This window comes from Alphaproteobacteria bacterium, from assembly GCA_039980135.1.
Lineage (GTDB): Bacteria > Pseudomonadota > Alphaproteobacteria > UBA6615 > UBA6615 > UBA8079.
Map to the genome: position 1 here is coordinate 1154711 of JBDXCV010000003.1, position 13099 is coordinate 1167809.

The 13099-nt window shown below is 63.7% G+C and carries 11 protein-coding genes; 6 read left to right on the forward strand and 5 right to left on the reverse strand.

The features are described from left to right. Positions 1 to 107 precede the first annotated feature (107 nt). The 4 genes from ABJ363_07510 to ABJ363_07525 all read right to left on the reverse strand — a co-directional run bounded on the left by ABJ363_07510 (position 108) and on the right by ABJ363_07525 (position 5669). Positions 108 to 1178, reverse strand: coding sequence for a COX15/CtaA family protein (locus ABJ363_07510; protein MEP4378833.1), 1071 nt, complete (start codon positions 1176 to 1178; stop codon positions 108 to 110). Positions 1179 to 1320: 142 nt separating this feature from the next. Further along, a complete protein-coding gene (locus ABJ363_07515) occupies positions 1321 to 2346 on the reverse strand; it encodes a 2-oxoacid:ferredoxin oxidoreductase subunit beta (GenBank protein ID MEP4378834.1) in 1026 nt (341 codons plus the stop codon). A gap of 1 nt (position 2347) precedes the next feature. Continuing rightward, a complete protein-coding gene (locus ABJ363_07520; protein ID MEP4378835.1) occupies positions 2348 to 4216 on the reverse strand; it encodes a 2-oxoacid:acceptor oxidoreductase subunit alpha in 1869 nt (622 codons plus the stop codon). A 151-nt stretch (positions 4217 to 4367) separates the two neighbouring features. Next, positions 4368 to 5669 carry an FAD-dependent oxidoreductase gene (locus ABJ363_07525; protein MEP4378836.1) on the reverse strand — a complete coding sequence of 434 codons (1302 nt, stop codon included), beginning with the start codon at positions 5667 to 5669 and terminating at the stop codon, positions 4368 to 4370. 299 nt (positions 5670 to 5968) lie between these two features. Between ABJ363_07525 and ABJ363_07530 the strand changes: the two genes are divergently transcribed. The 4 genes from ABJ363_07530 to ABJ363_07545 all read left to right on the forward strand — a co-directional run bounded on the left by ABJ363_07530 (position 5969) and on the right by ABJ363_07545 (position 10500). Further along, complete coding sequence (locus ABJ363_07530) at positions 5969 to 7132, forward strand: ABC transporter substrate-binding protein (GenBank protein MEP4378837.1); 1164 nt, start codon at positions 5969 to 5971, stop codon at positions 7130 to 7132. Between the two features lie 67 nt (positions 7133 to 7199). Next, positions 7200 to 9038 carry an ABC transporter permease gene (locus tag ABJ363_07535; protein ID MEP4378838.1) on the forward strand — a complete coding sequence of 613 codons (1839 nt, stop codon included), beginning with the start codon at positions 7200 to 7202 and terminating at the stop codon, positions 9036 to 9038. After that, positions 9035 to 9790, forward strand: a complete 756-nt coding sequence (locus tag ABJ363_07540; protein ID MEP4378839.1) for an ABC transporter ATP-binding protein — start codon at positions 9035 to 9037, stop codon at positions 9788 to 9790. Before ABJ363_07535 ends, ABJ363_07540 begins: the two co-directional genes overlap by 4 nt. Further along, positions 9787 to 10500 (forward strand): ABC transporter ATP-binding protein, encoded by a 714-nt coding sequence (locus ABJ363_07545; protein ID MEP4378840.1) that lies wholly within the window; start codon positions 9787 to 9789, stop codon positions 10498 to 10500. The genes ABJ363_07540 and ABJ363_07545 overlap by 4 nt, the downstream gene beginning before the upstream one ends. A 15-nt stretch (positions 10501 to 10515) precedes the next feature. Here ABJ363_07545 and ABJ363_07550 read toward each other — a convergent pair whose 3' ends face one another. Then, positions 10516 to 10782: a Usg family protein gene (locus ABJ363_07550; GenBank protein MEP4378841.1), complete on the reverse strand. Its 267-nt coding sequence runs from the start codon at positions 10780 to 10782 to the stop codon at positions 10516 to 10518. Between the two features lie 289 nt (positions 10783 to 11071). Between ABJ363_07550 and ABJ363_07555 the strand changes: the two genes are divergently transcribed. Together ABJ363_07555 and groL are read left to right on the forward strand one after the other, a co-directional pair. Beyond that, the gene (locus ABJ363_07555; protein MEP4378842.1) at positions 11072 to 11386 is read left to right on the forward strand and encodes a co-chaperone GroES; all 315 of its coding nucleotides are present in this window, start codon (positions 11072 to 11074) and stop codon (positions 11384 to 11386) included. Between the two features lie 27 nt (positions 11387 to 11413). Next, entirely contained in the window at positions 11414 to 13069 is a 1656-nt protein-coding gene (gene groL, locus ABJ363_07560) for a chaperonin GroEL (protein MEP4378843.1), read from the forward strand. Positions 13070 to 13099 lie beyond the last annotated feature (30 nt).

Sequence of the window (13099 nt, forward strand, 5' to 3'; positions counted from 1 at the left end):
CCCGGAAATCATACGGGGCGCGATGTTCGGGAGTCTAGCGCGGCCACGAAAATACTGACGGTGGGACACGTCTGGATTGCAGAAAATGCATGTGCGCCGGCGCGGAACTAAGGCGCCGAGCGCAGCTCATGAACGAACGTTAGAATCATCGTGAACAGGACGACCGCGCCAGCCTGGTGTGTCGCCGCAGCATGGACGGGGACGATGAGTAGCAGGGTGGTGATGCCCAGCACCACCTGGAATACGGCCATGATCATCAGGCCGTTGGCGATCATGCGCGCCCGGGGTGCCAGCGCCAGCCAGCGGCTGCGCCACCACAGGTCTGACACCGCGGCGAGGCTGACGAGCGCCAGTACCCTGTGATGGAACTGGATCGTGCCATGGTCCTCGAAGGGGGCGGCCACATGGTCGAAATAACCCGGCGGCAGGATCGCGCCGTCCATCAGCGGGAACGAGTTGAAGATCAGGCCGGCGTCGGTGCCGGCGACAAACGCGCCCGAAACGATGGTGATCGCGATCAGGCCGAGCGCGGCCAGGGCCAGGCGCCTGACGCGTGTCGCGTGCCCGTCCGCGATCATGGCCGGGCGGGGAAAGATCAGCGATAGGCCGGACCAGACCAGCGCCGCGTAGATCAGGAAGGCGAGCGACAGGTGGGCGACGAGCCGGTACTGGCTGACCTCGGGGATGTCGACCAGCCCGCTGCGCACCATGTACCAGCCGAGCGCGCCCTGGGCCCCGCCGAGTACGAACAGTCCGATCAGACGCGGCACCAGGGACATCCGGATCCGGCCACGGATGAGGAACCAGATGAACGGCAGGAGGAAGACCAGTCCGATCAGCCGACCCCAGAGCCGGTGGATATATTCCCACCAGAAGATCGTGCGGAATTCGGCCAGGGTCATGCCGGCGTTGATTTCGAGATATTGCGGGGAGGCGCGATAGAGGTCGAATGCCCGGGTCCAGGCCGTCTCGCTGAGGGGTGGCAGAAAACCGGTGACGGGCCGCCAGTCCACAATCGAAAGCCCGGATTCGGTCAGCCGGGTGATCCCGCCGATGACGATCATCGCCAGCACCATGCCCGCGCAGACCATCAGCCAGATGCCGATGGCGCGGTCGTTTGCGTATTCGGATGCGCGACCGCGCGGGGCGTCGGGTTGAATGGAGCTGGTCGTGGCCATGCGCTCGGGTCAGACAGGTACGGTGGATGCACCGGCAATCTGATGGGTCATGGCGACGGGGGCAAGCCGCCGCGCCGTTCGGTCGCAGCTTCGCGACCGAACGGCCTGGCGGTGTTTGTGCGTCGAGACAGCCGGTCGGGGTCTATTCGACCGTCCAGGTCTGGCCGCGCTGGAGCAGCTTGTTGAGGTCGGCCTTGTCGCCATCCTTGGTCGCCTGATCAATCTGGGCGTGCACGGAGACCTCGTAGGACGCTGCCGGCTCGGCATAGAGCACGCCGAGCGCGACCGGATAATCCGGCGGGTCCATCTGGGCCAGCATCGTCGCCAGGCCTCGGTTGGTCTCGTCGTGGATCGCGATATCGTCGAGGGTGATACCGTCCTCGCCCAGCGTCACCACTTCGAGGCGCATCTCTTCCTTGTTCAGGATCAGGCCCTTCGACTTGTCCTTGCCGAACAGCAGGGGCTCACCATGCTCCACGTGAATCTGCATCTCGTCCTGGACGCTTTTCTCGGTGAAGTGCTTGAAGGCGCCGTCATTGTAGACGATGCAGTTCTGGAAGATTTCGACGAAGGAAGCGCCCTTGTGCTTGTAGGCGCGCTTGAGGACCTCAGGCAGATGCTTCTGCAGGATGTCGGACGAGCGCGCAATGAACGTGCCGCCGACGCCGAGCGCAAATTGTGCTGCCGAGACCGGGTTGTCGATCGAACCGAGCGGGGTCGAGGGCGACTTGGTGCCGATCTTCGAGGTCGGCGAATACTGGCCCTTTGTCAGGCCGTAGATCTGGTTGTTGAAGAGCAGGATCTGCAGATCGACGTTGCGTCGGATGGCATGCATCGTGTGGTTGCCGCCGATCGACAGCATGTCGCCGTCGCCGCCCACGACCCAGACATCGAGCTCGGGGTTGGCGAGTTTCACACCGGTCGCGACCGCCGGCGAGCGGCCGTGGATCGTGTGGAAACCATAGGTCTCCATGTAGTAGGGGAACCGCGCTGCGCAGCCGATACCGGACACGAAGACCGTGTTCTTGGGGTCGGCTTCCAACTGGGCCAGCGTGTTCTGGACACCCTTGAGGATGGCATAATCGCCACAGCCGGGGCACCAGCGAACTTCCTGATCGGTTGCGAAATCGCGGGCCGTCAGTTTTTCCGGGGGGCTTTGGACGTTCATTCTACTTCTCCAGCCGGGTGCGGATCGCGTCTTCGAGCTCTCCGATGAGGAACGGCTTGCCGTTGACTTTGTTGAGCCCTTCAGCGGGCAGCAGGTACTGGTCACGCAGGAGGGTGCGCAACTGGCCGGTGTTCATTTCCGGGACCAGGATCTGGTCGAACGAGCCGAGAAGCTCTCCGAGGTTGCGCGGCAGCGGCCAGATGTAGCGCAGGTGAATCTGGGCCACGTCGAGTCCATCGTCGCGCATGTTGTTGACCGCGCGGTTGATCGGCCCGTAGGTCGACCCCCAGCCGACGACCGCCAGCTTGGCGCCGGCCTCGCCGACAGTGACTTCCTGTTCGGGGATGTCGTTGGCGATGCCGAGGACCTTGGCGGCGCGCACGTCGGTCATCTTCTGATGATTTTCCGGATCGTAGGAAATATGGCCGCTGTCGTAGGACCGCTCGATGCCGCCGATGCGGTGCATCAGATCCGGCGTGCCTGGTTTTACCCAGGGGCGCGCGAGCGTCTCGTCGTCGCGCATGAAGGGCTGGAAGTCCTCCGGGTCGGTGCGGAAGGTCACATCGAAGCGTTCGGAATCTCCCGCATCGGGAATGAGCCAGGGCTCCGACGCGTTGGTGATGTAGCCGTCAGTCAGGACCATGACCGGGGTCATGTATTTGGTCGCGATGCGGACCGCCTCGATGGCGACCTCGTAGCCGTCGGACGGCGTCGAGACCGAGATTACCGGCATCGGCGCGTCGCCGTTGCGGCCATACACGGCCTGATACAGGTCCGATTGTTCGGTCTTGGTCGGCAGCCCGGTCGACGGACCGGCACGCTGGGAGTTGATCACGACCAGCGGTAACTCGGTGGCGATGGCCAGGCCGATCGCCTCCATCTTCAGCGCGATGCCCGGTCCGGAGCTGGACGTGATGCCCAGCGACCCGGCGTATGAGGCGCCGATGGCGGCCGCGGCGGCGGCGATCTCGTCTTCCGCCTGGAAGGTGACGACGCCGAATTCCTTCATCCGTGCCAGCTGATGCAGCAGCGCGGAAGCCGGGGTGATCGGGTAGGAGCAGAAGGCGATCTTCAGATCGGCGAGCAGCGATCCGGCCAGCAGCCCGAGCGAAACCGATTCCGCACCGGTGATTGTCCGGTAGAGGCCCGGCGCGATCGCGGCGGGCTCGACATCGAAGGTGCCGAGCTCGGCCGGCATCTCGGCCGTCTCGCCGAAGGCATGGCCCGCGTTCAGGGCGGCGATGTTGGCCTTGGCGATGTCGGGGTTCTTGGCGAATTTCGTCTCCAGCCAGTCGACCGAGGCCTGCCGCTTGCGGCCATACATCCAGTAGACGAGCCCGAGCGCCCACATGTTCTTGGAGCGCAGGGCCTCCTTGTTCGACAGCCCGAATTCCTTGACCGCCTCGACCGTGAGCCGGGACATATCGATCTTGACCAAACGATAGCCGTCGAGGCTGTCATTCTCGAGCGGGTTCTCGGTGTAGCCGGCCTTGGTCAGGTTGCGGTCGGTGAAGGCGCCGGAATCGGCAATCACGATGCCGTTGGGCTTCACGTCCGCGAGGTTCGTGACCAGGGCCGCCGGGTTCATCACGACCAGCACGTCGAGCAGGTCGCCCGAGGTCATGATCTTGCGGGCACCGAAGTTGATCTGGAACGCCGAGACGCCGAAGGTCGTGCCGGCGGGGGCACGTATCTCGGCGGGGAAATCGGGGAAGGTGGCCAGGTCATTGCCGGCGATCGCCGCCGTCATGGTGAAGTGGCTGCCGGTCAACTGCATGCCGTCACCGGAATCGCCCGCGAATCGTACAACCGCGGATTCAATCTCGTGACGTTTTTCTTCCGGCCGTTCGGCGGCCGCTACCTCGGACATCGGGTGTTTCCTTCCCGTTAATTCGGTTTTGTATTCGGATTATTATTCGGATTGGCGCACATAACGTGGCGCGGGGCTACATTCATCTGCCTGCATGTTCGTTTCAAGAACTATCTGGTGCTGTTTTTGCCCAACTAAGGTGTTTTGCCGATCAGTCAAGGGCTGCAAGCATCGTGTCGATGGTCACGAACTTCCGCCGCGGCGCGCCGGGCTTCGCCGCCGCCACTTCGGCCGCGTCGATCGACTGCCAGTCCTGATAGGTCAGGGAGCGCACGTCGCGTTCGGCCAGTAGGACTTCAAGCGCCTCGCGACCGGGCTTCGTGCCGTCCGCGATATCCTCGAAGATCTGCGTGGCGGCGATGTCGCCATCGGGCTTGTTGGTGCCGATCACGCCGGTCGGGCCGCGCTTGATCCAGCCCACGGCATACACACCGTCGCCGACCCGGCCCTCGTCATGCACGACGATGCCGTTATCCGCATCGAACGGCACCCCGGGGAACGGTTCGGAGAAATAGCCGATGGCCGGGATCACCAGACTGCATTCGATCTCGAAGAATTCACCGGTGCCGACCGAGCGTCCGTCCTCGACGCGCGTGTGCTCCATCCGGATCCCCTCGACCCTGTCGCCGCCGAGGATCTCGACGGGCTTGGCGTAGAAGGTGAAGTGCACCCGCTTGGACTTGCCCGCCGGATCGACGTCGGGGAATTCCTTCATCGTCGCCAGGTTGCGATCCTTGAGGCGGCGGTCGCGGTCGGACCACTCGCCGGTGACCTCATCGGGAAGCTGGCCGGCGTCGATGATCGGCTGACAATCCTCGAGCTTGCCCATCTCACGCAGTTCGACATTCGTAAACTTGGCCTCGATCGGGCCGCGCCGGCCGACCATGTAAACGTCGGTGATGGGCGACGCCTCGACCGCGTCGGCCGCATGGTCGGCGATGTCCGTCTCGGTCATCTCCGCCGGTGTCTTGACCAGCACGCGCGCGACATCGACCGCCACATTGCCCTGGCCGATGACCACGACGGTCGAGGTGTTCAGATCGGGCTGCAGGTCGGTGAAGTCGGGATGGCCGTTGTACCAGCCCACGAAGTCGGCGGAGCCGAAGACGCCCGCCTTGTCCTCGCCGGGGATGCCGAGCTTGCGGTCGCGCGGCGCGCCGACAGCGAGCACGATCGCGTCGTATATCTCCTGCAGTTCGGCCATGGTGACATCGCGGCCCACTTCGACATTGCCATAGTAGCCCACGCCGTCACGCAGCGCCGTCTTCTCGTAGACGCGTGCGACCTTCTTGGTTGTCTGGTGATCCGGTGCGACGCCGCCCCGGATCAATCCGAAGGGTGTCGGCAAACGTTCGATGATATCGACCCGGACGTCCTGATCGCCCTTGAGCAAGGCATCGACGGTGTAAAAGCCGCTCGGCCCCGCGCCGATAACGGCAACATTAATTGTCATGATTCCTCCCTAGAACTCGGCAGGACTATATCCAAACTGATTGGCCACTGCCATCCCATCCGGCCATCCCGATAGAAAGGTATCCGCGTGCACGATTCGCGGGGAATTCCGTTAGCCATTGAACCTTGAACTCAAATTGAGTATATCTGGCGCTCCGGCGCGGCCAATCCCGCCGATACCAGGGGAACGGAAGGGCGCGATCAACGCGTCGTAACTTGTCACCGATTGCACAGGAGATTGCGACCATGCTGCGCATGCGTATTCGCACCCATATCACCGCCGCCGTTGCGGCTCTGCTCATGATTTTCCCGGCATCGATCGCCGGCGCGCAGGATCCGATCCGGATCGGCGAGATCAACAGCTATACCGGCCCGCTGGCGTCGTTCACGGTGCCCTACCGGAACGGCTGGCAGCTCGCCGTCGAGGAAATCAATGCCAAGGGCGGCGTTCTCGGGCGACCGCTCGAGGTGGTCTCGCGCGACGACGGCGCGAAGCCGGCCGACGCGGTGAAGTTCGCCGAGGAACTGGTGCGGCGCGAGAAGGTCGACCTGATCGCCGGCACGTTTCTGTCGCATATCGGCCTTGCCGTCGCGGATTTTGCCGCGCGCAACAAGGTTCTGTTCGTGGCGTCAGAGCCGTTGTCGGACGCCATCGTCTGGGCCAAGGGCAACGACTACACGTTCCGCCTGCGTCCCTCGACCTATATGCAGGCCGCGATGCTGGCCGAGGAAGCGGCCAAGCTGCCGGCGAAACGCTGGGCCACGGTCGCGCCGAATTATGAATACGGCCAGTCGGCGGTAAAGGCCTTCCAGGACGTGCTGACGGGTCTGCGGCCCGATGTGGAATTCGTCGGCCAGCAATGGCCGGCGCTGTTCAAGCTCGACGCGGGTGCGACCGTGCAGGCGCTGGCCCAGGCCAAGCCCGACGCGATCTTCAACGTCACCTTCTCGATCGACCTGGCGAAATTCGTGCGTGAGGGCCAGTTGCGCGGCCTGTTCGCCGACCGGCAGGTGGTGAGCCTGCTGACGGGCGAGCCGGAGTATCTCGATCCCCTCAAGGGCGAGGCACCCGAAGGCTGGATCGTGACCGGCTATCCCTGGAACGCCATCGACGATGCCGCGCATAAATCCTTCCTCGATGCATACAGCAAACGCTTCGACGACTATCCGCGCGCGGGCTCGATCGTCGGCTACAATACGATCCTGACGATTGCCGCCATGCTGGAGAAAGCCGGGTCCACCGACACCGGCGCGATGGTCGCGGCAATGAAGAATCTGGAACTCGACACGCCGTTCGGCCCCATCACCTATCGCGCGCTGGACCATCAATCGACGATGGGCGCCTATGTCGGGCGCACCGCAAAGGTTGACGGCAAGGGCGTCATGGTGGATTTCCGCTATGCGAACGGTGCCGACTATCTGCCCGACGACGCGACGGTCCGGAAGCTGCGACCGGCCAAGTAAGCGTCACGGGTAGCCTCGCAGACATGTGCGGGCGGCGCCGGGAAGAACTGCGGCGCCGGAGGGTGAGTTGAGCTTTATTGTCGTCCAGGCGATTACGGGACTGGCCAGCGCCGCGTCCCTGTTCCTGATCGCGGTCGGTCTGTCGATCGTGTTCGGGGTCACCCGGGTCGTCAATTTTGCCCATGGCTCGCTCTACATGCTGGGCGCCTATCTGGCGTTCAGCTTCACCGCCGCCATCGGCGACACATTCGTTGGTTACCTCGCCGCAATCCTGCTGGCTGCTCTCGTCGTCGGCGGGCTCGGTGCGGTCATGGAGACGAGCCTTCTGCGGCGCATCTACCGGGCACCGGAATTGTTCCAGCTGCTCGCGACCTTCGGGGTGGTGCTGGTGGTCCAGGACGTGACGCGGCTGATCTGGGGTGCGGACGACCGCTTCGCGCCGCGCATGCCCGGCCTCGACGGCGCGGTGGATATCCTCGGCCATGCCGTGCCCGAGTATGACCTTTTCCTGATCGCCGTCGCCTTTGCCGTGCTGGGCGGGCTGTGGCTGCTGTTTCGCCGCACGCGGTTCGGTGTGCTGGTGCGCGCCGCCACGGAAGACCGTGAGATGGTGGCGGCGTTGGGTATCGACCAGCGCTGGCTGTTCACCGCTGCGTTCGTGCTGGGTGCCGCGCTGGCGGGGCTCGGCGGCGCGCTGCAGATTCCCCGTCAGGCGGCGAGCCTGTCAATGGACCTGAACATCATCGTTGATGCGTTCGTTGTCGTGGTCGTGGGTGGCATGGGCTCGATCATGGGGGCCTTCGTGGCAGCGGTTTTGATCAGCGAGTTGCTGGCGTTCGGGGTGGTCATTTTCCCCGAGATTACCCTTGTCCTGATCTTCGCGGTGATGGCGGTCACCCTCGTGCTCAAGCCGAGCGGGCTGTTCGGGCGACCGGAGTTTGCCACGGAAGAGGACCGGCGCAACCCCGACCCACTCTTGCGCGCCGGGGGCATGCTCAATCGGGTGTTCTGGTGGGGGCTGCTGGCGGTCGGCCTTGCGGCACCGTTGTTCGTCGGCGATTTCGCCGTGGTGGTGTTGACGGAGATCGCGATCCTGGCGCTGTTTGCCGCGAGCCTGCATTTCCTGCTCTGGGGCGGCGGGCTGATCACCTTCGGACATGCGGCCTATTTCGGGCTCGGCGCCTACGGGTCGGGGCTGGCCGTGTTCCATCTGTCACTCGGCATGGCACCCGCGCTGCTGCTGGCGCCGCTGGCGGGTGCCGCAGGTGCGCTGCTGTTCGGCTGGTTCTGCGTGCGCCTGTCGGGCATCTACATGGCGATGCTGACGCTCGCTTTCGCCCAGATCGCCTGGTCGGCGGCGTTCCAGTGGGTTGGTTTCACGGGTGGCGACAACGGCATTCTCGGGGTCTGGCCGAGCGCATGGGCGTCGGACCCGTTTGTCTTCTACTATCTGGCATTTGCGGTCTGCGCGGCGGTCATCTGGGGGCTGCGCCACGCGGTCTTCAGCCCATTCGGTTACACGTTGCGCGCGACGAGGGACTCGGCGATGCGCGCGGCGGCGATCGGGGTGGACGTGACCCGGCACCGCTGGCTCGCCTTCATCCTTGCCGGGGCGGCCGCCGGGGTCGCGGGCGGCTTCTTCGCGTTCGCCAAGGGCAGCGTGTTTCCCGAGGTGCTGTTCGTTTCCACCTCGGTGGACGGGTTGGTGATGGTGCTGCTCGGCGGGTTGCAATCGCTGGCGGGACCCATCCTGGGCGCTGTCGTGTTCACGGAGATCGAGACCGAACTGACCCGGCTAACCGAGCTCTGGCAGCTGTTCCTCGGCCTCTTGATCATCGCCCTCGTGGTCGTGTTGCCGCACGGGCTGGTGGGGTTATCCTCGCTGCTGAAGCGGGGTCGGCCATGAGCGTTCTGGCGGTCGAGAATCTATCGAAGGCGTTCGGCGGTGTGCAGGCTGTGGCCGCGGTTTCGTTCGCGGTCGCCCCCGGCGAACGGGTCGCGCTGATCGGCCCCAACGGGGCGGGCAAGACGACCCTGTTCAACTGCGTCAACGGGCAGCTGCGCCCGGACGCGGGCCGGATCGCGATTTCCGGACGCGACGTCACGGGGCAGGCGCCTCACCGGATCTGGTCCCATGGCGTGGGACGCACATTCCAGATCACGGCAACATTCGCCAGCATGACGGTCACCGAGAATATTCAGGTGGCGCTCGGATCCGCGAACGGCGCGGCGACCGGGCTCGGCCGCCGGCTTGGCGCGCGCTATCGCGCACCGGCCGAAGCGCTGGTCGAACGGGTGGGGCTTGCCGCCCGGGCGCGTGACCCGGCCGCCAAACTTCCCTATGGCGATCTCAAGCGGCTGGAGCTCGCTGTCGCGATGACGAACGACCCGTCGCTGCTGTTGATGGATGAGCCGACGGCGGGCATGGCGGCGGATGCGCGCGGCGGCATGATGGATCTGGTCGATGTGATGGTGGCCGAACGCGGCGTTGCCGTGTTGTTTACCGAGCACGACATGGACGTGGTGTTCGGCCATGCGGACCGGGTGATCGTGCTCGACCGGGGTCGGGTGATCGCCGAAGGCACGCCTGACGAGATACGCGCGGATGCGACCGTGCAGGCGGTCTATCTGGGTTCCTTCGATGAGGCGGCGGTATGAGCGAACCTGCGTTGAAGCTGACCGGGATCGAGGCCTTCTACGGCACGGCGCAGGCCTTGTTCGGGGTCGATCTCGACGTTCCCGCCGGAGCGGTGACTGTCCTGCTGGGCCGCAACGGGGCGGGCAAATCGACCACCTTGAAGGCGGCCATGGGCCTCGTCGATGTGCGCACCGGTCAGGTGTTCATCGGGGCCCGGGAGGTGACCGGCGCGCCGTCCTACCGGGTCGCGCGCGCGGGTCTGGGCTATGTGCCCGAGACGCGGCGCGTCTTCGCGGGCCTGAGTGTCGACGAGAATTTGATGGTTGGCGAACGGGTCGGGGATGATGCGGCGGCGGTCTGGACGCGCGAACGCATCTTCGATCTGTTTCCGCCGCTGGCGGGCATGCGCGATCGCCTGGCCGGCCAGCTGTCGGGCGGTGAGCAACAGATGCTGACCATCGCGCGGACCCTGGTGGGCAATCCACGGATCATATTGCTGGACGAGCCGTCCGAAGGCCTGGCCCCCGTCATTGTGCAGCAGATCGCGGCGACGATACGGACCCTGGCGGCCGAAGGGCTGACGGTCCTGCTGTCGGAACAGAATGTGCGCTTTGCCACGCATGTCGCGAACCGGGCCGCGGTCATCGAGCGCGGGCGCATCCTGGTCGAGGGTCCGATCGCGGATATCGCGGCCGACGAGAGCGTGCGCGAGGCCTATCTGACACCTTGAGTTGCCTGTCGGGCTTCAGTGCAGATCGAACGACCTGCTGACGTTCCGGAATTTCGGGGGGGCGATGATGTCGGTGTGGCCGACGCGGACGGAATGCAAAGGGCCGTCGAGATTGTCCGTCCAGAAATCCAGAAACTTGCGCAGCTTCGGAAATTCCGGGGGTATATCCAGCTTCTGCCAGACGAAACTCTGCAGAATTCCGGGATGATCGGGCATGTGATAGATGATCTCGGCGGTGGTGATCCGCCATCCATCCAGTTGTAAACCGACGTCCTTACGCATCTTCGACACCTCGCTTTCAACAAACCGAATCACTTGGTGATTCGAATTATCCGAGGACAGGTGTACGGTGACAATGGAAAACAGATTTATATCAACAAGTTAGCACCGGTCTCCCGAGAGTGCTGCCAAAACACCGGCAAGAGGGCGGCAAAAAAAGTTCAATTCCCCGGTCCCCGGCGGGTTGACAGGGAAGAGCTGGATCACTACCTGTCTGGCACTCACGCGGGTTGAGTGCTAACAGTTCGGCGAGAACCGCGAATTTATTCATATATTACAGGAGGATAAGGGGATGAGCTTTCGCCCTTTGCATGACCGGGTTGTGGTGCGTCGCGTCGGTTCCGACGAAAAGACGGCTGGCGGCATCATCATTCCGGATACGGCCCAGGAAAAACCTTCGGAAGGCGAAGTCGTCTCCGTGGGCCCCGGCGGTCGCACCGAGGACGGCAAGGAGATTGCCATGGACGTGAAGGCCGGTGATCGGGTCCTGTTCGGCAAGTGGTCGGGCACGGAAGTTTCGATCGACGGTGAGGAGCTCCTGATCATGAAGGAGTCCGACATCATGGGTGTCATCGAGGCCAAGAAGAAGACCAAGAAGGCCGCTTAATTAAATTCCGCAGAAGGAGAACTTCAAATGGCTGCGAAAGAAGTCAAATTTTCAACGACGGCGCGCGACAAGTTGCTGAAGGGTGTCGACACCCTGGCCGACGCCGTCAAGGTTACGCTGGGCCCGAAGGGACGCAACGTCATCATCGACCGGTCCTTCGGCTCGCCGCGGATCACCAAGGATGGTGTCTCGGTCGCCAAGGAAATCGAGCTCGAGGACAAGTTCGAGAACATGGGTGCCCAGATGGTCAAGGAAGTTGCTTCCAAGACCAACGATATTGCCGGTGACGGCACGACCACCGCGACGGTTCTCGCGCAGTCGATCGTGCGTGAAGGTACGAAGGCCGTTGCGGCCGGCATGAACCCGATGGATCTCAAGCGCGGCATCGACCTGGCGGTCACGGCTGTCGTGGCCGACATCGAGAAGCGCGCCAAGAAAATCCGCAGTTCCGAAGAGATTGCCCAGGTTGGCCGTATCTCCGCGAACGGCGACACCGAGGTCGGTGACTACATCGCGGACGCGATGCAGCGGGTCGGCAATGAGGGTGTTATCACGGTTGAAGAGGCCAAGAGCCTGGTCACCGAGCTGGATGTCGTCGAAGGCATGCAGTTCGACCGCGGCTATCTCTCGCCCTACTTCATCACCAATGCCGAGAAGATGATCTGCGAGCTGGATAATCCCTACATCCTGCTTCACGAGAAGAAGCTTTCGAGCCTCCAGACAATGCTGCCGGTGCTCGAAGCCGTTGTTCAGTCGGGCAAGCCCCTGCTGATCATCGCCGAAGACATCGAAGGCGAAGCGCTGGCGACCCTTGTCGTCAACAAGCTGCGTGGCGGCCTGAAGATCTCTGCCGTCAAGGCGCCGGGCTTCGGCGATCGTCGCAAGGCGATGCTCGAGGATCTCGCGACCCTGACCAACGGTCAGGTCATCTCCGAGGATCTCGGTATCAAGCTCGAGAATGTCACGCTCGACATGCTCGGCACGGCCAAGCGGGTCTCGATCACCAAGGAAGAGACCACGATCGTCGACGGGGCCGGCAAGAAGGCCGACATCGAAGGCCGGGTCAACCAGATCCGCGCCCAGATCGAGGAAACCTCTTCGGACTATGACCGCGAGAAGCTGCAGGAACGCCTGGCGAAGCTCGCCGGCGGTATTGCGGTTATCCGTGTCGGCGGTGCGACCGAGATCGAAGTGAAAGAGAAGAAGGATCGCGTCGAAGATGCGATGCACGCAACCCGTGCGGCCGTCGAAGAAGGCATTGTTGCCGGTGGCGGCGTCGCGCTTCTCTATGCGACGAAGGTTCTGGACAAGCTCGAGGGTGAAAATGACGACCAGCAGGTCGGCATCAACATCATCCGCAAGGCCATCCAGGCGCCGGTTCGCCAGATCGCCGAGAATGCGGGCTTCGACGGGGCTGTCGTCTCCGGCAAGCTGCTCGAGCAGAAGGATACGGACTTCGGCTTCGACGCGCAGACCGGCAAGTACACCAACCTGGTGAAGGCCGGCGTCATCGACCCGACGAAGGTCGTGCGTGCCGCACTTCAGGATGCCGGTTCGATCGCGGGTCTGTTGATCACGACTGAAGCCATGGTTGCAGACAAGCCGGAGCCGGCTGGTGCCGGTGGCGGTGCCCCTGCGATGCCTGATATGGGCGGCATGGGCGGTATGGGCGGCATGATGTAAGCCAGTCCCGACCGGATAAGATGAAGAGGG

Bases quoted from the DNA above. Each gene is read 5' to 3' on its own strand.
- ABJ363_07510 (MEP4378833.1), bottom strand. From the start codon at position 1,178: ATGGCCACGACCAGCTCCATTCAACCCGACGCCCCGCGCGGTCGCGCA.
- ABJ363_07515 (MEP4378834.1), bottom strand. From the start codon at position 2,346: ATGAACGTCCAAAGCCCCCCGGAAAAACTGACGGCCCGCGATTTCGCA.
- ABJ363_07520 (MEP4378835.1), bottom strand. From the start codon at position 4,216: ATGTCCGAGGTAGCGGCCGCCGAACGGCCGGAAGAAAAACGTCACGAG.
- ABJ363_07525 (MEP4378836.1), bottom strand. From the start codon at position 5,669: ATGACAATTAATGTTGCCGTTATCGGCGCGGGGCCGAGCGGCTTTTAC.
- ABJ363_07530 (MEP4378837.1), top strand. From the start codon at position 5,969: ATGATTTTCCCGGCATCGATCGCCGGCGCGCAGGATCCGATCCGGATC.
- ABJ363_07540 (MEP4378839.1), top strand. From the start codon at position 9,035: ATGAGCGTTCTGGCGGTCGAGAATCTATCGAAGGCGTTCGGCGGTGTG.
- ABJ363_07545 (MEP4378840.1), top strand. From the start codon at position 9,787: ATGAGCGAACCTGCGTTGAAGCTGACCGGGATCGAGGCCTTCTACGGC.
- ABJ363_07550 (MEP4378841.1), bottom strand. From the start codon at position 10,782: ATGCGTAAGGACGTCGGTTTACAACTGGATGGATGGCGGATCACCACC.
- ABJ363_07555 (MEP4378842.1), top strand. From the start codon at position 11,072: ATGAGCTTTCGCCCTTTGCATGACCGGGTTGTGGTGCGTCGCGTCGGT.
- groL (MEP4378843.1), top strand. From the start codon at position 11,414: ATGGCTGCGAAAGAAGTCAAATTTTCAACGACGGCGCGCGACAAGTTG.